The organism is Methylobacterium sp. GC_Met_2 (assembly GCF_026540795.1).
Lineage (GTDB): Bacteria > Pseudomonadota > Alphaproteobacteria > Rhizobiales > Beijerinckiaceae > Methylobacterium.
The window spans coordinates 1-19,661 of record NZ_JALNUM010000110.1 but is presented as its reverse complement, the minus strand read 5'-3'; the positions used below and the strand labels follow the sequence as shown (position 1 = coordinate 19,661).

Genomic DNA, 19,661 nt, shown 5'->3' with positions numbered 1-19,661 from the left:
TTATGAAGCGGCGAACCCGAGGTCAGGTTCAATGGTCAGATTGATCGGTAAGAATTCCAGGCCCACCTGGCAAGCGCGATCAGGATCATCGTGAGCAGGCTGATCGGCTGTCATTTCACTTTTGAGCGGGCTGTGAGATTGGTGGTTAGTGCTGTGAAGCACGCTCGACCGATCAGGTGAGCAAGGCGAGTCCTGCTATGAGGCCGGGCACGTCCTACTCCGCGCGCACGAGGCGCTGGGCGTGATCGCCGGCCGTGGTGCGGCTGCATCTGCTGCGTAGGTATGATCTGGCCCCCTAAGACCGGACCGCCGCGCGCCAGTGTTCCAGTCGCGAGCGTGAGATCTGACGAGTGCGAGGTCCCCGATCCTGTCACGCGGTGGTACAGCGGCAGCGACCGGATCTGAGATTGGCGGCCCTGTCGGGCTTCGTCGTTTGCTTGGTGGTGGCGGGGCCGGTTGTACTCCTGGGGAAGCTCATGAGCTTGCATCTTACCGCCGCAGCTCTCACCCTTATCGGCCTAACCCACAGCGCCTGCCTCGCGCAGACTATGCTGCCCCCAACTGCCACGCGTCAGCCGCGCCCAGCCGCCGCGCCGGATTCGACTGCGTCCGTCGATCTCGAAGCCGCTCGCAAACTGTTCGACGCCAACGCGGTTAAGACGGTCGATAGTGGGACTTCAAGCTCAGCAGGCGATTGGCTCGATCTGTGTGGGCTGCGGCCCAGCTTCTCTGGGGACACGTACGCGGGTCGGCCGGCCGTCGCGCCGAGATGCGGTGGATGAGGCGGACCCCGCCGACTGACGCAATCGCAGGCGCCTTGAGGCAGCATGATGCGCGTCGCCACTCCCTTCACCGCGCTGGTACTAACTGTTACGCTGATCCATGCGGAGCCGGCGAATACGCTGCACGCGCTCTTGGCGACCCTCGACGGCTGCGGCCACCCTGCTCCGATTGAGATTGGGGTGGCGGGCTCCGAGATCACTCTACTTCAGGGCAAGCCGCGGATTGTTCATTCGCGCATCATCGGCGGTGCGAACAAAGAGCGGGCCCTCGTCATGATCGGCCCCCACAGGGTGGTCCAAGGGTAAAGTTAGTGTGCGGTAGGCCGCTCCACCACGGTTAGCTTGGCCGGCGGAGCTGGTCGGGCGAGCGCAGCCGGCCAAGCGGCGAAGGCTGGCATGAACACTTCCGGTGCCGGCGGCCGGTATCCCAGTGAGGCGTGCGGGCGTACGGTGTTGTAGTGCCGCCTCCAGCTTTCGATCACGATCTGCGCCTCCCTGAGTGTGTAGAAGATTTCGCCGTTTAGCGGTTCGTCACGAAGCCGTGCGTTGAAGCTTTCGACGTAGCCATTCTCCCATGGTGAGCCTGGAGCGATGTAAGCCGTCTTGCTGCCGACGCCGGTGATCTAAGCTTGGACAGCCTTCGCGACGAACTCCGGCCCGTTATCCGAACGGATATGGCCCAGTACGCCGCGCAGGACGAACAGGTCCGAGAGAACGTCGATCATGTCGACCGCCTTGAGCTTGCGGTCGACCCGGATCGCCAAGAATTCATGTGTGAACTCGTCGACGACGTTGAGCATCCGGAACTTGCGTCCATCATGCGTGCGTGCCTCGACGAAGTCATACGACCACACGTGATTGCGATATTCCGGGCGAAGACGGATACAGGATCCGTCGTTGTCCCAGATCCGCCCTCGCTTGGGCTGCTTGACCGGGACCTTCAGGCCCTCACGCCGCCAGATGCGTTCCACACGCTTGTCGTTGACGAACCACCCGGCCGCCTTCAGCAAGGCGCTGATCTTCCGATAGCCGTAGCGCCCGTACTTCTCGGCCAACGCCACGAGATCGGCCGTCAACGCTTCTTCGTCGTCGCGCCCCCGCGGCACCTTACGCTGTGTCGAGCGATGCTGACCGAGCGCCCGACAGGCGCGGCGCTCGGAGACGTTCATCCTCAGCATGATGTGCTCGATACAGGCGCGTCGACGCGCGGGGCTCAGAAGTTTCCCCGGGACGCCTCCTGCAAGATCAGCTTGTCAAGCGTCAGATCGGCGATGGCTTTCCTGAGACGCTGGTTCTCCGTCTCAAGATCCTTCATCCGCTTCACTTGATCCGACTTCAGGCTGCCGTACTCCTTGCGCCAGCGATAGTACGTCACTTCGGTCACGCCGATCGCCCTGATCGACGCGACGACGCTCTGTCCTTGTGAGACCAATACGTCCACCTGACGCAGCTTGCTCACGATCTCCTCGGGCTTGGGTCGTTGGGCCATCGGTTCCGTCCTCTGTCGGCTCAAAAGCCATACTTCAGGGCGGACCACTTCAAAGGGGGACGATCAGTCACTGCCATGCTCTCGACGATCGGCTGCTGCTTTGTGATTGCGAGCACCTACGGCCTCGGGGGCATTGGCCTCTTTAGTGGAATGTGTATGGCCGGTTCAACGGCAAGGCTTCTCACAGGCAATACGCTTGTTTGGCAAGTCATCCAGTGTGGCTCTGTCTAAGCCGTACGCCTGGGCCGCCGCCGTTTGCCGGGATAAACTCAACGCCGGCTGCTTCAAACGCTTGGCACAGCACCTTAAGCGTAGCCGGCCGTGGAACGCCGTTCTCACCTTCAAACTGACGTACCGTCACTACCCCAACGGATGCCGCCCTGGCAAGATCCGCCTGTGTCCATGACAGCAGGCCTCGGGCGGCTCGACATTGTGCGGGTGAAATCATTTGGCTGATGGCATGCAAGCGTCGAAAAACGTCAGATACGTCTCAAAAGGCTTGACCTGCTGAAAAACAATGATTATCATCACATCAATCGAAATTAGATGGTTAAGGGTCATGCCGCACAACCGTCGCATATCGTGGAATGCCGCGCTCCGTGACACCCGTAGCGACCGCGTGCGTGCAGCGCCAGGCGTTATATCAGCTCGCTCGCTGATCCAGGCCTTCGTCCGTATCCGTCGCATTCATTTGGTCAACCAGGCGGGCAAATTCGACTGCGTGACGATCATGGGTTTAGCGGCAGAAGCGGCGAAGGCCCATAGGCTTCGCACAGGCGCCACTTGGTCTGTGAGTATGTCGGTTGGCCTCTCTGCCGCGTGGAAAGCGGCCAGAGCAGCTCGCCTAGCTACCGAGGCTAAAGGGCAAATGCCTGTCAGGGCAATCGGGATACGCGGCGACGCCTTGATCCCCAACATCGCAGGTCAATTCATAAGAGCGGCGACGCAACGAACGGCGATGCAAAACTACCGTTACCGCTGAAGCTCTCACCAAGCATCCACGTCACCAGTGGCCTCTCAAGCGCCGAGGGTGTCTGACCCCAGCAATAGCGCGAATCGGCATGGGGCCGGCGCCCCTCATGAGTTTCTCAACACCCGAATAAAGCGAGGAGGCACACAATGCCCCAGAGGAGACCGCACAAGCGTGCGGCGGATCCCGCACGCCCAACCGTAGCGCCATTGAGTCTTCAGGTCACGCTTTTGGCTCGCGAAGAGGACTTCGAGCTCAGAGCACTGATCGAGCGGTACGAGCAACTTTTAAGCGACTGGGAAGGCTTGTCTCACCGAGCGCTCAAGGTGCTTGCTAGACGCCCGGCCTCTTCGAATGAGCACAGCGATGCCGTACGTCGCTTTTGAAGATATCGGCACGACACAGCGTCGATCCTTAACGGGGCGCCGTCGGCTTCAAGCCTGGGAGCGCACGGGTGGCAGGTGTGTAGTGTGCGACCTGAGTATTGACGGCGTGCGGGAACGCTGGATCGTCGAGCACATTCGGGCTCTGGAACTCGGCGGCATCGACGAACTGGAGAACATGGGGCCGGCGCATGAAGCGTGTGGTCGTGAGAAGACGCGTGATGATCACGCCCGAACTGCTCGAGCGAAGCGGCAGAAGATCCGCCACCTCGGAGCGACTTGGTCGCTCGACCACTTCCTGGTTCGCGCACCTGTGCGTTGAAACGTAAAATCAATGGCATGGTCGTTTCACGAAACGCGACGATCAATGGCAACGCTAGACGTGAAGCGTCGATTGGGCGACGAGAGAATGTAGCGCCATGGTCAAAACCACGCTCGCCGGACGCCATGGTCGGTGTAGGAGCTCGCCTCAACGCCCGTCCTATGCGCGCAATCGAAGAAAATGGCCTGAGCACAGGCAGTCTAATGACCGATCAGAAGCCACCGACAAGAATCCGTGAGCGCGTCAGACTTCATCAGAATGCTGATTCATCGGCAGACATCCAAGCGCCCTTGCCACCGAACTTCGATTTTGTGTTTGAGGACCGTCCCCTGCTTCCAGGTGAAGATGCCGACCAATATGACGTGCTTCGAGAAAGCATCGTTCAGCAGGTTAAGCCCGCCGACGTGATCGAGGCAATTTGGGTCAAGGATATAATCGATCTAACCTGGGAAGCTAAGCGTTCACGCCGCATGCGCAATCGGATTCTGGTTCAAGCTCGGATGAAAGCTGTTGTCGAATTGATCCTTCCGGCCTTTCAAAAGGAGAATTCGGTTTACATAGAGGGAATTACGGGACCTTCGGTCGAAACGCTTGCCGCAGGTTGGGCAAGCGGTAACGAATCATCGACAGGGCGGGTTAACAAATATCTGCAGGATCGCGATCTCAGCGCTGAGGATGTCACAGCGCATGCCTTCCTCCTGAATCTATCTGCCATCGAGCGTGTCGATCGACTAATATTTTTGGTGGAACACCGACGTGACGCATTAATTCGCGAGATTGAGCGCAAGCGGGCGAGTTTGGCCCAGCGCCTGCGCGCTGCTCCGGACATCCTCGATGTCGAACATGTCGTGAGCCGCTAAGATGTCGACTCAACACCTGAGGTTATGATGACTTCCGAGCGCACCACTCGTGCCAATCGCAGAAATGCTCAAGCCAGTACCGGCCCACGCACTGCTGCAGGTAAGGCGCGCTCTGGACAAAATGCCCAGAAACATGGCTTGTCGGCAGTAGATCCGAGTCCTGAGGTGAAGGCAGAAATCAGCGCCTTGGCTGTGCTCATCGCAGGTGACCACGCCAGCGATCCAGTCATCTTGGAGGCTGCTCAAGCTGTCGCCGAAGCGCAGATCCAGGTTCAGCGTGTTAAAACATTCAGGATCTTGTTGCTGCGGACGAAAGATTTGCCTCAAGGATCCGGAGAGGAAAAAGACGACCTGCCTCCCGCCGAAATACCGTTCGAAATCCTTCGCCAGCTGGAAACTCTCGCACGATATGAACGCCGGGCCCTATCGCGCCGGAAGTTTGCAGCTCGCCGGTTCACTGAGCTCTCCGACGCTGATCTCGGTGCTTCTATTGCTTAATCTAGGCCGCATCGCGCCTCGTCAAGCTGGTAGCGCTTGGGTTCTTTGATTCCAATTTGGGAATCACGTCGGCGAGGGGATACACGTTTGTATTAGGTTGATTATCTTCGAGTTCCTAACAGAACCGTTTGATCTGGTTCAGGGTGAGGCTCTTCGCCAGGTTTGGTGGATTAGGCTGCAAGTAGGAACCGTCGTCGGAGGAGATCGAGGCTGGCGCGGCCGTACATGGCGCGTTTCAAGAGCTTGAGACGCGTGATCTGCCCCTCGGCCTGCCCACTGCTCCAAAGCAGCGTCGGCGCAGCCCGAACGGCGGCTCCATCCTGACCGATGTTGGCAGCGAAGTTCTCCACGATACGGACGCCACAGGTTCGCGCTTCGCAGAGCCATTCATCGAACGCCGTCACATCCGATCTTTCCGACGACTGCCGACCACAACGGCTTCGGACGATCCGGCAGAACCGGCGGCCGAGATCGACCACCTTGGCCGCCTCGGTATCCTGCAGAACGCGTGCGACCACTGCGGCAGCCTCGGGATCGAGGTCGCCGGGCTCCCGCAGGAGGTGCCAGGACAGCTGCTTGGACGAGGCCAAAGGTGGTGGGGTCGGGCTGGCGACACGTAGATCGGCCAATGACGGTGACGATCGGATGGTCGCTCCGGCCGAGCCTGCGCGCCGCTCGGACATCCAGCGATGGACCTGCTTCGCGGTGCCACCAAAGCCGAGATCCTGAAGCTCGCGCCACAGGCGCGTAGCGTTCTCGCAGCCCTCATCGAGGCGGGCATGCAGATGTCCGAGATAAGGATCGAGCATGCTCGGCTTCGGCTCGCGCATGCCGTTCCTGGGGAAGCTCTCGGCGAAGGCGTACTTGCGCACTGTGGCCCGGGCCAAACCGGTCTCGCGATTGATGCGTCGAAGCGACTGTCCTTCCGCGTGCCGATGACGCACGTCATCGTAGGCCGCTTCCCATCGGCGGCGGGCAGCGGCTCGCGCGAGCATCTCGGACGGTGCGCGTGGGAAAGCCATGACGCGCTGGGTCGAGGGCGATGACGGGGCCACAGCCGGCAAACGCTTAAGACGCGGATGGACGCGGGCGAGCCAGCGGTCGACCATCTGCCGGGTATTGAGCAGGAGGTGCCAGCGGTCTGCGACCTGAACGGCATCGGGCGCACCCATGTCTGTCCCACGCGCATATTCGGTCGCGCGGTCCCGTGCCACGACCTGGATTTGCGGGTCTCGCCGGAGCCGAGCCGCCAGCGTCGCGGCCGAACGGTCCGGCAGCAGGTCGATGGGACGATGGCGTTCGAGGTCGACCAGGATGGTGCCATAGGTTCTTCCCTTGCGCAGGGCCCAGTCGTCGACACCGACGATGGTCGGCTTGGATCGGGTTGGAAGCGGCCATCCGCGGATCCCCCGCAGCAGCGTCGTGGCACTAGTCGGCATCGCTAGGTGCGGCAGCAGTCGAGCGGCGGGTGTGGCACCGAGCGCCAGCGCGGTCCGAACTTGGGCATCGGCCAGCCGGTGAGTTCTCTGAGCGTAGCGGTCGAGGAGGCGCGGCAGGCGCTCGGCGAAGGTCCGACGCGCGCAAGCAGGTTCGTGGCAGTAGAAACGTCGGATCGTTAGGGTCAGACGAACCACCTGACCACTTGTCGGCAGGTCGGCGGCCTGTCGGTGATAGCGACTATGAGCCGATCGACTGACCGTTCGACAAGCGGGGCAGCGAGCATGATCGCGCTTCGCTTCAGCGCCGAGGCGAAGCGCCGAAGCCCCGTCACGGGAGACTTGAAGAATACGACAGCCGGGGAGATGACAGAAAAGGGTCATCCCCGGATCTGAGCATCCGTCTCATGCTCAGCCAGAAGCGGCCTCCGTCACACCCCAATCCACCAAATCTGGCGAAGAGCCAGGGTGATGAGGCTTGCCGCTAGGCTTGTGAAGGCCTCGTAGATGTCGGCGCGTCTCTCGTAGCGGACGGGCAGGCGGCGGAAGCGGTTGAACCAGGCGTGGGTACGCTCGACCACCCAACGGTGGCGGCCGAGCTTCTCGCTGCTCTCGACGCCACGACAAGTGATGCGCGGCACGATCCCCCGCACCCGGCATTCGTGCCGACGCGGTCTGGCATCGTAGGCTTTGTCGGCGAGCAGCTTGTCTGGACGGTGCCGCGGTCGGCAGCGTCAACTACTCCGCAGAGGCGGGATGGCATCGAGGGTAGCCGCCATCATAATGTTGTCGTGCCGGTTGGTCCCGCTTAGGCATAACCCGAGCGGGGTGCTGCGCGCGTCGGTGACGAGGTGGCGTTTGGTGCCCGGCTTGCCCCGGTCCGTCGGGTTCGGGCCAGTGGCAGGCCCCCTCTTTTAGCCGGGACAGATGCGTTGTCCAGGCAAAGCCCGGGTCAAGTCGATCTGCCCGGCCGCGTGCAGACGCTCCAGCAACAAGTGATGCAGATGGCTCCACACACCCGCCGCTTGCCAATCCCGCAACCGCCGCCAGCAACTCATGCGGAGCTGCAGCCCATCTCGGCTGGCAGCATCTCCCACGGCAGGCCCGAGGGCAGCATGAACAGGATGCCCGTCAGTGCGGCCCGGTTCTCAATTGGACGACGCCCTCCGTTCAGACGTGGCCGAGGTGGCGGGAGGAGCGAAGCGATTTCATCCCAGAGGTTATCGGAGAGAAGCAGTCTGGCTATGCCAAACCAATGTTAAAAGCTTCGCTCCGTGCTGTTCTGTTAGGCGCTCTCAGTTCAACTTTAGCCAATTGGGAGGCGTCGAGGGTAGCGAGGTGACGAAGCGGGTGTGATGGATAGGCTGGTGGCGTCCCCGCCAAGAGACACCGCCATGCTGCCCCTGCCCACCCGCTTCGCCGGGATCATCCTGGCGTTCGCGCCGCTGTTCGTCCACCGCTCGTGGCGCGCTGCTCAGCCTCTGCTGATCGGCGCGATCCTGACGCCGGGCCGCCGCACGGTGGCGAGTGTCCTGCGCATTCTGTGGCGTGCGCGGGGGCGACAGTTCGTGAACGTCCACCGCATCCTCAACCCGGCGGCGTGGTGCCCACGCAACGACAGCCGCATCCTGCTCGGACTCCTCATCGACGCGTTCGCGCAACGCGGCCCCGTAGTCTCCTGGGAGTGAACGACACGATCGAGCGCCGCCTCGGCAAGCGGATCGCGGCCAAGGGCATCTACCGCGATCCCGTTCGCTCCTCCGACAGCCATTTCGTCAAGGCGAGCGGGCTGCGCTGGATGAGCCTGATGGTGCTCGCCCCGATCCCCTGGGCGGGACGCATCTGGGCCCTGCCGCTCCTGACCGCGCTGGTGCCGTCTGAGCGCGCCTGTCGCGAACGGGGCCGTCGCCACAAGCCGTTGCTCGACGTCGGATGCCAACTCACTCTCTAGGCCCGCCTCTGGCTGCCGGGGCGCGACCTCGTCCTGGTGGGCGATGGCGGCTTCTCGGCCCTCCTGTTCCTTGATCCGGTGCGTCGCGCCCGCATCACGGCGATCACCCGCCTGCGTCTCGACGCAGCCATCTACAATCCCGCGCCGACTCGGCCGCCCGGCACGATTGGACGCCCGCGCACCAAAGGCGCGCGACGGCCGACGCTCGCGTCGAGGCTGGTGGCCAAGGACACGCGCTGGCAGGTAGTCGTGGTGCCCGGCTAGTACGGGGCGCGCGAGCGCACGATCGAGATGGCCTCGGACACCGCGGTTTTGCGGCACGGGGGCCTGCCCGTCGTGCCGATCCGATGGGTGCTCATCCGCGATCCTGAAGCGCGCTTCCCGCCCCAGGCCCTGCTCTGCACGGATCCGACGCGCGAGCTCGCGCAGATCGTTAGGTGGTTCGTGCGGCGCTGGACCGTCGAGGTTACCTTTCAGGAAGCGCGCCCATCTGGGCGTCGAGACGCAGCGGCAGTTGTCCGACATGGCAGTCGCCCGCACCAGGCCCTGCCTGCTTGCCCTGTTCTCGATCGTCACGCTGTTGGCTGCGCAGCTCCCGGCCCACCAACGGCGACGGATCGCGGCCGCCGCGTAGTACCCCAAACCGCGCCCGATCTTCGCCGATGCCCTGGCCGCCGTACGCTGTGCGATCTGGCGCAAGCGGACTTTGGCAATATCACCGCACCGACGCGCCCGAACAAAACCCCGCTTTCGTTTGCCCACGCCCTAGGCCTATGCCCTCTGCCACGCCGCATGAAGGGCTAAATTGGAGCTCAGACCATACCTCACACGACGTGGACGCCACTCGCGGCGTGGTGGGTGTCGAGGGTGAACATGAGGCTGGTGTCGACAGAAGAGAGTCCGGCAGCGTTGGTCTCGTAAACGGTAACCGTATGCTGGCCGTCAACGCTACCATCGGTGGCCAGCACTGGAGCGGAGGTCGTGACCGTGCCATTGTCCAATTGATAGTGCAACGTGTCACCATTGGCTGCGAGCGCATAAGTGATAAGTCCGTCGCTGGTGGTGTGGCTGCTGCCCGTACCCGTCTCGTGCGTAAGTGCTAAACCTGGTGCCGTTGGCGCGGGGGCTGTTGTGCTCGTGCCGACACCGCCGGTAACCGTACCGCTCGTGCCTGTGCTAATTCCGGTGGCGCTGGTCGGACTGGGGCCTGAGCTGCCTGTGGCGGGGATAACCGCCACCGTGCCGGTGCTCGCCGTCGGGCTGACCGTCGTCGTACCGTCGGCTTGGTGGGTATCTAGCGTGAAGGCGAGGCTGGCGGACGCCGAGGTTAGCCCGGTCGCGCTGGTTTCGTAGACGCTGACCGTGTGCTGACCGTCCGCGCTACCGTCTGTAGCCAGTACCGGTACGGAGGTCGTGAACGCACCGTTGTCCAACTTGAAGTGAAGCGTGTCGCCACTAATTGCGGCTGTATAAGAGATCAAACCATCGCTAGTGACATGGGTACCAGTTGATCCAGCATCGTGCATTAATATCAAACTCGGTGCATTTAGGCTCGACCCGCCTGTGCTGACCCCGGGGACTGTGAACTGCTGAGCCCCGGCAGCCATGAGCGCCAGGTTGCCACCAGCGACGGTGGCGCCGTTGTATGTGGCATTGTCGATGTACAGGTTGCGGTCGGTGGCGGCTGTGCCCCACATGGCGTCGTTGAGGAAGTTGATGCTGACGGCGTGTGGGCCGGCGCCGAAATCCCCCAGCACGGTCAGCGTATCAGACTGTGCGCTCGACCCAGCCACGCCGTAACCTGCCGCGCCGTGCAGGGCGTGTGCGGTTTGGACACCGCCGATCTGATGGCCGTCCACCGTGACGGTGAACTGCGCATCACCCTGGTAGGCATCTTGGCTGATCTTTAAAACCAGCTGATCCGAGCCCGTGCCAATCGTACTGGCACTAGCTCCAGCCGAACCGCCCGCGCCGGTCCCGGTCCCGGTACCTGACGCATTCGACCCGCCTGTGCTGACCCCGGGGACTGTGAACTGCTGAGCCCCGGCAGCCATGAGCGCTAGGTTGCCACCAGCGACGGTGGCGCCGTTGTATGTGGCATTGTCGATGTACAGGTTGCGGTCGGTGGCGGCTGTGCCCCACATGGCGTCGTTGAGGAAGTTGATGCTGACGGCGTGTGGGCCGGCGCCGAAATCCCCCAGCACGGTCAGCGTATCAGACTGTGCGCTCGACCCAGCCACGCCGTAACCTGCCGCGCCGTGCAGGGCGTGTGCGGTTTGGACACCGCCGATCTGATGGCCGTCCACCGTGACGGTGAACTGCGCATCACCCTGGTAGGCATCTTGGCTGATCTTTAAAACCAGCTGATCCGAGCCCGTGCCAATCGTACTGGCACTAGCTCCCAGATGAAAAGAGTCTACTATAGCATCAAGCTGTGGCTTATTGGTGATATTATCAGTGCCGAGACCAGTCGGAGCGACGGAGAACATATAATCGCCCCACCACTGCCCTCCAGCAAAAGAAGTGTTTCCAACCCAAACATCACGATTTGCATACATATAGTCAAGCATGGCCTTGCCCTCGGTCAATGAACTTTGATCGCTGGCAAATCCATATTCGCTCATAAATAACTTAGTACCGTTAGCTCTAGCCCAATCTGTAGCCGCCTCGATTCTAGCAATGCCAGACCCTGGAACTACCGATGCAGATGTTCCAGACGCATCTGTGTCTAGATAATTATGGAGATCGATGGCGTAGTTGTGAGCAGGATCCACTACTCCCTTTCCAACAACTGAGGCATTGTCGGATACTGTCCAGCTCCATGCCCCGTCCCAGTATGAACCTGGGACAAGAACCATCTGCGTTGCGCCGTTTCCTCTAATAGCTTGTATCGCTGCATTCGCCCCGGCAAGCCATTCCGTGGCAGTTTGTACATTTGGCTCGTTCATCAATCCGAATATGACATTCGATTGTCCAGAAAATTTGCTTGAAATCTGCGACCATTCGGAGGCAAAGTCAGCTACAGACTGGGGAGATGAGCCAATTAACTCACCGGAAGAAGTGTATCCGTAGTCGTGCAAGTCAAGTACGACACTTGCGTCCTTAGAAGCCGCATACTTGACTAGACTCATCACACTATCAATGTCACCGCTCCCAGGGCGAAGCAAATTTGCTGCGGTAAATGAAATTCTAAATGTATTCATTCCTAGAGATGTATAATAGTCTATCAAAGCATTAGATCCATATGTGTAATTTACGTCGATCACTCCATTCTTGGCAGCAGAATCCCCGCTGGTGATTCCTACACCAACCATTGGATCGGCCATGAATTGTCCAGTCATAATTCCCCTCGTCAAGCACCACTATAAATGTCAAACGACCGTCTCATGGAACTGTAAAAATAGGCTTAAACATCGAAGAACACAAACGCTAGGACCCGCAATCTCACTGTATATAAGATTATCATTACTATGAAGTGACTTAAGACTGGTAAATAAAACAATTAGATGGTAGTTCAGTTGCCCTGGATACCCGCTGATGCAGCAGCATCGAAATACGGCATATCGCATCTGTGTGGGCATCAAATTGGCCCATGGCAAAGATTTTGATCATTTTCTGCGGTCACGTTCGATCGAGCCAAAAAATTGCTAAGGATTTTTACCCCGGCCTCCGAATAGTTGCCTGCATCGCACGAGCACCGCGGCCCAAAGACACCATCCCTTGTCCCCGCTTGTTTTGCCGCTGTTTAGAGCGATTACCAACACATTACAATCTGAGGCTTGTCGTCACCAGGTCGTGAACCCATCACGGGTAGCACGGTTTGGTTGGGACGTCGTTGGTTCTCCGAGGACCCAGGATGGCGCGGTTTGACCTGACGGATGCTAGAGTGGGCAGTGATCGAGTCGCTGCTTCCGACGGACGTACGCGGCATGGATCGGGTGGACGACCGGCGGGTACTGAACCGGATCTTCTGGCGGTTGTGCACGAGTGCGCCGGCATCGCGGCGCGTTACGGGCCCTATACGACCTGCGGCAACCGCTTCCGGCGCTGGCGCAAGCGCGGCATCTGGGATCGACTTCTGGCTGCTGTGTCAAAGGCGTACAACGGCGATCTGCAGATGATCGACGCCATCAGCGTGCGGGCTCACCAACATGCAGCCTAAGCCAAAAAACGCCGGATCCGGTGGCATGTGTCGCTCACGGGACGGTCTGACCAGCAAGATCCAAGCGCTGGTGGATGCCGAGGGTCGTCCAGTGGCACTGAAGATCACGCCCGATCAGGCGTATGACGGGCGCTCGGCGACCGACATGCTGGGCGGGCTGGGTGAAGGCCAAGTCCTGCTGGGTGACCGGGCCTACGACAGCGATGCGCTACGACCTCGGATGTCCGAGCAGGGTGCTTGGGCGAACGTGAAGCCGATGCCCAACAGCACGCAGTGTATGGTCCCGGGATGAGGTGTGCCGGGCCGATCCTGAAGCGATTAAGCTCTTTCGTCCAGGCGCTCAGGATGAACTCGCTGAGTATCAGGCCCCGCAGGGTCTTGAACCTACGAGCGTGATTGTAGGCATCCACGAACAGGTGCAGATGCGTTCGAAGCTGGTCGTGGATGTCGTAGTAGTAGCGCTTGACCGTCGCATCCTTGATCGTGCGGTTCATTCGCGCGACCTGTCCGTTGGTCCAAAGATGATTCACCTTGGTAAGCCGATTCTCGATGTTGTGCTCGTCGCATACGCGGTCGACGATGTGCAAGCTATCGTAGATGTCTTACCGGCGTGATGTAAACGGAATGCCATTATCTGTGAGTATGTTATGGATACGGTAAGGTACGACCTCAATTAAGAGCGTCTTCTGTAATCGGGCTGGTCAATGACCGGCTTTGATGCCACGTCGCGGGGCCCGCTCTTCTCTTCGTGGTCGGCGTGATGCCGCCACAGGATACGGCCAGGTAGGCAGGACGGACCAATCTAAGAAGCGGGCTCGACCGAAGTCGGCACCGGCGCTGTTGCGGTCTTGTCCAGCCTCGTCCCCACGACGGGACCTCAGGCGCGGGATCGGTGCGCGGGCAGCCGCTCAGGCCGCCGTCGCGCCCCGGCTCCAGCGGAACTCGGTGCCGTCGCGCCACATACGATGCAACACGACGGCCAGTTTGCGGGCGACCGCCACCTTCGCGCGCCGCATGCCGGCGCGCTTGGCAAGGGTGATGCCCCACGCCTTGAGCGCCGACCACCTCTGGGTACGGGTCAGCAGCACGTTGGCCGCCTCATAGAGAGCTTGGCGCGCCAAGGCGTCGCCCTGTTTGCTGATGTGTCCGGTTCGATCCGTCTCGCCGGACTGGTAGCGCCGCGGTGTCAGACCGAAGTGCGCGCCAACAGCGCGTGAGCGGGTGAAGCGGTTCGGATCGTCGACGGCCGAGCAGAAGGTTAGGGCTGTGACCGGCCCCACCCCAGGTACGGTCATCAGGCGCCGACAGATCGGATCGGACCGTACGGCCATCAGCACCATTCGGTGGAGACGATCACGCTGGGCGAGGAGCGCGGCGCGAGCCTCCAGGAGCGGTGCGAGAACCGTCTGCAGGGCCGCGCGGCCTTCGACCAGTTCGCGGGCACGCTCAGCGAAGGCTCGCTCGCCGATCTGCCCCATCTTCAGGCCGAAGCTGCGCAGCAGCGCGCGCACGGCGTTGTCGAGATCGCGTACCTTGCCGACCAGCAGCTTCCGGGCACCAAGCAGGCCGCGCAGCTCCTGCGAGAGCACCGACTTGACATGTACGGCGCGGAACCAGCCCGTGCGCACCACCTGCGCGATGGCGCGTGCGTCATTGCGGTCCGTCTTGATCGGCATCGTCTTGGGCGCCGCCCGCAGCCGACGGGTCTCAATGAGTACGGCCGGCAAGCCGACCTGTGCTAATCCGGCATGCAGCCACTGCGACATCGGTCCGGCTTCCAAGCCGACGCGGCTGAAGTCGAGCTTCGTATCGAGCAGCGCGGTCGCCAGCACCTCGGGCTCGCTTTCAGCGATCAGTTCGCGAACGACACGACCGCTCGCATCTACGATGCAGACACAACTCGTCTCCAGCGAGACGTCAATGCCAACGAAATGAGTCATCACGGTGCCTCCCTCAAAACGTGGGCTTTTCAGCACCACTCAGAGAAACGACCGGCCATAGCAGCTGAAGCTGCCGCCCGACCCGATTACCGTATCTAACAAAATCATCGTTCGATGAAGCGCCAGACGACTAGGGCGGCAACCAACGTCGAGAATGCGAGATGGATGTCGGCCCGTCGCTCGTAGCGGATGGCGAGGCGACGGAACAGGGCGAACCAAGCCAGGGTCCGCTCGACGACCCCCCTGTGACGTCCCAGCAGCTGGCTGGTCTCAATCCCGCGCCGGGCGCGATGCGATGCTGGATGCGACGGCGGGTCAGCGCCTGATGGCAGCGGCAGCGGTCGTAGACCTTGTCGGCGCGCAGCCTCGAGGGCCGCTTGCGCGGCTGTCCCCGGCATGAACGGATCGGCGGGACGGCATCCACGAGCGCCTCTAGCATCCGGCTGTCATGCACGTTGGCACCCGTCAGCTTCAGCGCGAGGGGTATGCCCTTCGCATCGGTGAGCATGTGGCGATTGGTGCCCAGCTTGCCCCGATTGGTCGGGTTCGGGCCCGTCGCCGCGCCCCCCTTTCTGCGGCGATCGAGGCGCTGTTGAGGGAAGCTCGACTGAAATCGATGCCGTCCTGGTGGCCGAGCCGGTCGAGCAGCGCGTGTTGCCGGCGGTCCCACACTCCGGCCCTGAGCCAGTCGCGCAAGCGCCGCCAGCAGGTCATCCCCGAACCGCAGCCAATCTCCGGGAGGCAGCAACTCCCACGACGTGCCTGAGCGCAGCACGACCAGGATCCCCGTCAGCGCCGCGCGGCGGGAGGTTCGTGGCCGGCCGCCCTTGGGCTCGTTGTGTTCAGGCGGAAGCAGCGGTGCGATCTCGGCCCAGAAGCATTCGGGGAGGAGCGGTCTTGCCATCTCCATTCAACGCGCCAAACCCGGCTCGGTCAAAGGCTCTTAGCTACACTTAGTAGAAGGTCATGCTTCAAGAGGTAGGGTAAATTGGCGGCATAAATGCTTATTCAAAATCTCGAACGCGATCTGTTATTGCATCCGTAAACCTCGATTTTTACGCGATTCGGCAACAATAGACTTAAGGAGCACTCGACCACATGCTAAAAACATAAAACCCTCCAACAATTAAACTTTTCTCCGCAATTTTTTTAGCATTTACACAATTCGCGATGCCGTAGGATATCTTTTGGTAGTCGCGCACCAAAATCAAACAAGGCAATCACAAAAATATAATAATATCTTGAGTGCAAAGATCGGCTTCACCCAAGCCGCGGCAAAAGCATACTCTTCAATCCCCCGTTGATTTAATATGCAATATCGTCATTATTTCTGAACGGCCCTATCTCTTTTGAAACATCTATAATGTAATCGATATTTAAGATAATAAATTTTGCCACTGCCGATCGAACGCTTGCCATTTTCTCTACTGGAAAGCGCGATTATCTGCATAATGCCATAGAACGGGCTTTGGAAAAGGCCAGCCGCAGGCAACGACACGACAATCATAGCAATCAATGCGAAAATTGAAAGTCGGGCCACATCACTCTCAGCATTTACAAAGGCATAAACCATGAACATGAAAACACATATTGAGAGGAATGGATACAAAATACCGACCTGAAACAACTCTCCAACTATCCCAACATCACTTAGAAAGAAATGATCGCCGAAGTATGGAATAAATCCCTCATTCCACATCAGGGAAAGCGCACCCATACCAATAAAATGATTATTATACAGCTCAGAAAATATTGTGTGAGTGGTACTAGACCTTACATCATCGCCCGACTGCAGTAGTTGTCCCAAGCCAAGGCCCGGTACAATCGCTTCGACCATATCTGGAAGTTGATTGCCGGGATTTGGAGAGAGGGACAATCCATACATTGCTCCAAATGAAATTAGAGCAACCCCTGTAGCGATCAATATAGGTCTGCGTTTCAACAAAATAATGGCGAAAGACGCCAGAGAAGTCGCAAGCAAAGCTTTAGACTGAGCAACACCAACAAGTCCAAAACAAGACAACACGACGGCAATCCAATTCGAAATAAATCCGACTTTTCCAAAACGAGCGATAGCGACTACAAGTAAAGATGAATACAATCCGGCACCGTTGGCAATGCGTAATCGCCGAGGATCCGCATCTGGAATATTTCTCGATAGCAATTGCGAAGAAAATCCATACTGATTAGTCGCAGCAAGCGCGACCTGTAGAAAGCAGGCAATGAGCAACGCGAAGAATACATCCGTCAATGTGGGGCGCAAATATAAATAGATCAAAGTAAATAGTACCGGAGAAAATAGCACAAACGATCTTCTGGTCTCAATAACTCCGTAATAAAAGGGCTGCCCATAGTAAGAAAGAGCTAATGTACTCGATATTAATATATAGGAAAGACCTACTAAAGCAAGTCCGAGCGCGACATTGCCAGGCTGAAGATAGAAATTTGCCTTCCGAATATATAAAAATGCGCACAATATTAGTATGATTACATAAAACTCAAAAGCACCTTTGAATGAAAGTAGATGAACCTCCCATTCCCCATTCGTAACAAAAAAATAACCGAACGAAAATAAAAAGCTAAGTGCTAAAATGCCCAGCTTCAAAGGACTTGAGCGCTCACGCGAATTGTCATAGTTTCCGGCTTCTTTCATGATTTCCATACTACGTTTCATTTGCGGCGCTATTAAGATTGACGATACTTTTAGAAATAGAACAGCTACAGATCAGCTTTTGATTTTGTTGAAAAAAATCCCGTTGAACCCGAAATGCTAATGGAGCCGAGCACCCTAAGGAAGCGGTGTTAGCACCTTAGTTATACATGTCATGGATTTATAATCGTTTAAATCCGGCCTCGCCTTAAAAAGTTTTATAGCATATGACCTATTTGCCCCTCGAATCAAACGAGATTGAAAAATTTTGCGAATCGCCCCCCTAAATCGACGAGCTCCGGCATCGGGTTAACGATCTACCACTTTTTTCACAAAATCTAGAGCTTCTAAGCAATAATATTTATCGTCACCGTTGGATGCATTGGTCTAATTAGAATGGAGGCGATTACGATGAAGATAATCAGACCAATCCTGAATTTGGCCACGAGTAAGACCGTCGATCGACATCAATGCGAGAGTTCGGCTCTAGCAATCGATCAATGCTGACGTGTGAGTAGATTTTATCTATACAGACAATGTGATGGAATACCGTCCACAGAATCGGGCCTGGTTAGCTCGCTTCATTGTTCTCGGCGACAGGTTTGAAGTATGTGCTACCGACACGAGTTAGATGTTTGCCGGACCACTTGAAATGGCCCTGCGTGCTCAACGATCTGATCGTCACTTTTGATGCCTAATTAGAGGGCGTGACGGCCGCGGGGAGGCCGGCATCAAGGAGCATAGGATACCGCGGTCGTGATTTGTAAAACCACCACAGATAGGTCAGAACACAAGAACAACCATTTGCCCCTAGGGTAGGCCAAGGCTCTTCGTCAAATGTCGACAGCACGGCGGTTTAGAAAAAAACGTCATTCCGATGATCAGTTACAATACGCATGGTGCAATCAAAGAAGCCAAAGGTACATTCAGTTGGTTGCCCCGCTCCCGTAGCTCTCCCTAGTAATTTTGAGAATCCAGATGAGCCAACAATTTCCATATGTTTTTATAAAAGTTATGTAATTTAGAAGGGCCATGAATAGCATTTCGAGATTATAAACAACTATGCGAGCGGATTTCAGTCTGAGGGGCGATTTGAGATGCTCGAAGTGCGAATATGTAAGATGAGTTTCGAAACTCTGGCAAGAAACATAACTCCACCTGAAGCGTAACGTCCGAACAACCGGGCAGGCTCGTTTATCAAACGAAACAACCATTCCAGTCTCATTCGCCGAATCCATTTTGGAGCGCGCGCAAATCGACTCCCCATAAAATCAAGTATTGCGCCGCCATTTATTATTAAACACGCATGGTCGCAATTCTGAGCTAACGCTACAGAAAGTTCTTCCTGTTGCGGCATCCCCATGCCCAATATAATAATTTCAGGTCGGGACGATACGATTGCGGATAAATATACACTCCAATTCTCGAAGCCATTCAATTTCGATACTACTTGAATGCCTTCTGCTTGTATATAATCACAAGCTCCCGATAACCACGGATCTTTGGTCCCAAATATCGCGGCTGTCCGCCCGCTCATTCCCTGCAAAATCCTGGGAATCATATCTGTCCCGTTGCAATTTAAGCCGCTTTTGCGATCCAAAGCACGCAGGGCCAACTCCAAACCAACGCCGTCTCGAAGAATACAATCCGATTTCAACAGCGCGATCCGAAGATCGTTGTTGCTCCACGCAAGATTGAATCCATGCTGGTTGAGGAAAGACAACACAAACGGCTGTTTTAAATTATTAAGCGTCTCAAGAAGCTGGTTATAAGCGGTCAAGTCTTCAATAACCCGAACTTGATCCAGCAACTCTATCATGGAGCTAGTATTCATCAACAGCGGCTTTCATAATTGAAACGATACCCAAAGATCTGACAGCAAGTTGATTGCCAGCTTGATCGATTTGATTGACTTTAGCTTCAGATATGAAGATGCTGAGTTATGCAAAGCGGTAAAACCGAGTATCGCCAATTTGACGACTTGTTTCAAAATGATTTTTTGCACGCATCACATTTACTGCGTGGAGCGCCGTGGCTTACAGAATTGCCTCCATACGCGTTCATTTCCTATCTCTCACCTTAAGTGAAAGCTCCTTTGCCCGAATGACACAAAGACAGCCCGAAGCTATTTCAGCAAGCTATGCCGTAATATGATCTATTTCGCAAATGCGAAATCAAGGAATTGTTAACGCGGCCACGGTAACGCCGTAGAAATCTA

Annotated in this window: 13 protein-coding genes and 5 pseudogenes; 8 read left to right on the top strand and 10 right to left on the bottom strand. The window is 57.8% G+C overall.

Annotated elements, in window-relative coordinates; genetic code table 11:
• The first annotated feature begins 827 nt into the window (after positions 1-827).
• Entirely contained in the window at positions 828-1,088 is a 261-nt protein-coding gene (locus tag OXS49_RS26620; protein ID WP_267427694.1) for a hypothetical protein, read from the top strand.
• Positions 1,089-1,090: 2 nt separating this feature from the next.
• Here the strand turns inward: OXS49_RS26620 and OXS49_RS26615 are convergent.
• A pseudogene (locus OXS49_RS26615) lies at positions 1,091-2,271 on the bottom strand (IS3 family transposase).
• Positions 2,272-2,479: 208 nt separating this feature from the next.
• Positions 2,480-2,719 carry a helix-turn-helix domain-containing protein gene (locus tag OXS49_RS26610; RefSeq protein WP_267427697.1) on the bottom strand — a complete coding sequence of 80 codons (240 nt, stop codon included), beginning with the start codon at positions 2,717-2,719 and terminating at the stop codon, positions 2,480-2,482.
• A gap of 888 nt (positions 2,720-3,607) precedes the next feature.
• On the opposite strand from OXS49_RS26610, the gene OXS49_RS26605 reads away from it, so the two are divergent.
• From OXS49_RS26605 to OXS49_RS26595, 3 genes are read left to right on the top strand one after another with little or no spacing between them, the layout of a single operon-like run.
• Complete coding sequence (locus OXS49_RS26605) at positions 3,608-3,946, top strand: HNH endonuclease (protein WP_267427693.1); 339 nt, start codon at positions 3,608-3,610, stop codon at positions 3,944-3,946.
• The gene (locus OXS49_RS26600) at positions 3,943-4,806 is read left to right on the top strand and encodes a hypothetical protein (RefSeq protein WP_267427691.1); all 864 of its coding nucleotides are present in this window, start codon (positions 3,943-3,945) and stop codon (positions 4,804-4,806) included. Before OXS49_RS26605 ends, OXS49_RS26600 begins: the two co-directional genes overlap by 4 nt.
• A gap of 24 nt (positions 4,807-4,830) precedes the next feature.
• A complete protein-coding gene (locus OXS49_RS26595) occupies positions 4,831-5,304 on the top strand; it encodes a hypothetical protein (RefSeq protein ID WP_267427690.1) in 474 nt (157 codons plus the stop codon).
• Between the two features lie 170 nt (positions 5,305-5,474).
• On the opposite strand, the gene OXS49_RS26590 is transcribed toward OXS49_RS26595, so the two are convergent.
• Positions 5,475-7,124 carry an ISL3 family transposase gene (locus OXS49_RS26590; protein ID WP_267427689.1) on the bottom strand — a complete coding sequence of 550 codons (1,650 nt, stop codon included), beginning with the start codon at positions 7,122-7,124 and terminating at the stop codon, positions 5,475-5,477.
• Between the two features lie 47 nt (positions 7,125-7,171).
• Positions 7,172-7,986 (bottom strand): annotated as a pseudogene (locus OXS49_RS26585) (IS5 family transposase).
• Positions 7,987-8,134: 148 nt separating this feature from the next.
• Here OXS49_RS26585 and OXS49_RS26580 point away from each other — a divergent pair.
• From OXS49_RS26580 to OXS49_RS26570, 3 genes are read left to right on the top strand one after another with little or no spacing between them, the layout of a single operon-like run.
• The gene (locus OXS49_RS26580; protein ID WP_267427688.1) at positions 8,135-8,428 is read left to right on the top strand and encodes a transposase; all 294 of its coding nucleotides are present in this window, start codon (positions 8,135-8,137) and stop codon (positions 8,426-8,428) included.
• A complete protein-coding gene (locus OXS49_RS26575; protein WP_267427687.1) occupies positions 8,425-8,691 on the top strand; it encodes a hypothetical protein in 267 nt (88 codons plus the stop codon). The genes OXS49_RS26580 and OXS49_RS26575 overlap by 4 nt, the downstream gene beginning before the upstream one ends.
• Positions 8,692-8,727: 36 nt before the next feature.
• The gene (locus OXS49_RS26570) at positions 8,728-8,955 is read left to right on the top strand and encodes a hypothetical protein (RefSeq protein ID WP_267427686.1); all 228 of its coding nucleotides are present in this window, start codon (positions 8,728-8,730) and stop codon (positions 8,953-8,955) included.
• 560 nt (positions 8,956-9,515) lie between these two features.
• On the opposite strand, the gene OXS49_RS26565 is transcribed toward OXS49_RS26570, so the two are convergent.
• Positions 9,516-12,017, bottom strand: coding sequence for a cellulase family glycosylhydrolase (locus OXS49_RS26565; RefSeq protein ID WP_267427685.1), 2,502 nt, complete (start codon positions 12,015-12,017; stop codon positions 9,516-9,518).
• 530 nt (positions 12,018-12,547) lie between these two features.
• Between OXS49_RS26565 and OXS49_RS26560 the strand changes: the two are divergent.
• Positions 12,548-13,118 (top strand): annotated as a pseudogene (locus OXS49_RS26560) (IS5 family transposase); the annotation flags it as partial.
• A 7-nt stretch (positions 13,119-13,125) separates the two neighbouring features.
• Here OXS49_RS26560 and OXS49_RS26555 read toward each other — a convergent pair.
• From OXS49_RS26555 to OXS49_RS26535, 5 genes and pseudogenes are all read right to left on the bottom strand, one after another.
• Positions 13,126-13,527 (bottom strand): annotated as a pseudogene (locus OXS49_RS26555) (integrase core domain-containing protein); the annotation flags it as partial.
• Positions 13,528-13,761: 234 nt separating this feature from the next.
• Positions 13,762-14,793, bottom strand: a complete 1,032-nt coding sequence (locus OXS49_RS26550; RefSeq protein WP_267427696.1) for an IS110 family transposase — start codon at positions 14,791-14,793, stop codon at positions 13,762-13,764.
• Positions 14,794-14,897: 104 nt separating this feature from the next.
• Positions 14,898-15,697 (bottom strand): annotated as a pseudogene (locus tag OXS49_RS26545) (IS5 family transposase).
• A gap of 420 nt (positions 15,698-16,117) precedes the next feature.
• The gene (locus OXS49_RS26540; RefSeq protein WP_267427684.1) at positions 16,118-17,455 is read right to left on the bottom strand and encodes a hypothetical protein; all 1,338 of its coding nucleotides are present in this window, start codon (positions 17,453-17,455) and stop codon (positions 16,118-16,120) included.
• Between the two features lie 1,063 nt (positions 17,456-18,518).
• The gene (locus OXS49_RS26535) at positions 18,519-19,262 is read right to left on the bottom strand and encodes a WecB/TagA/CpsF family glycosyltransferase (protein WP_267427683.1); all 744 of its coding nucleotides are present in this window, start codon (positions 19,260-19,262) and stop codon (positions 18,519-18,521) included.
• Between the last annotated feature and the right edge of the window lie 399 nt (positions 19,263-19,661).

Coding starts and splice junctions, on each gene's coding strand:
- OXS49_RS26605 (WP_267427693.1), top strand. CDS start 3,608: ATGCCGTACGTCGCTTTTGAAGATATCGGCACGACACAGCGTCGATCC.
- OXS49_RS26595 (WP_267427690.1), top strand. CDS start 4,831: ATGATGACTTCCGAGCGCACCACTCGTGCCAATCGCAGAAATGCTCAA.
- OXS49_RS26535 (WP_267427683.1), bottom strand. CDS start 19,262: ATGATAGAGTTGCTGGATCAAGTTCGGGTTATTGAAGACTTGACCGCT.
- OXS49_RS26590 (WP_267427689.1), bottom strand. CDS start 7,124: ATGACCCTTTTCTGTCATCTCCCCGGCTGTCGTATTCTTCAAGTCTCC.
- OXS49_RS26610 (WP_267427697.1), bottom strand. CDS start 2,719: ATGATTTCACCCGCACAATGTCGAGCCGCCCGAGGCCTGCTGTCATGG.
- OXS49_RS26540 (WP_267427684.1), bottom strand. CDS start 17,455: ATGGAAATCATGAAAGAAGCCGGAAACTATGACAATTCGCGTGAGCGC.
- OXS49_RS26620 (WP_267427694.1), top strand. CDS start 828: ATGATGCGCGTCGCCACTCCCTTCACCGCGCTGGTACTAACTGTTACG.
- OXS49_RS26565 (WP_267427685.1), bottom strand. CDS start 12,017: ATGGCCGATCCAATGGTTGGTGTAGGAATCACCAGCGGGGATTCTGCT.
- OXS49_RS26550 (WP_267427696.1), bottom strand. CDS start 14,793: ATGACTCATTTCGTTGGCATTGACGTCTCGCTGGAGACGAGTTGTGTC.
- OXS49_RS26580 (WP_267427688.1), top strand. CDS start 8,135: ATGCTGCCCCTGCCCACCCGCTTCGCCGGGATCATCCTGGCGTTCGCG.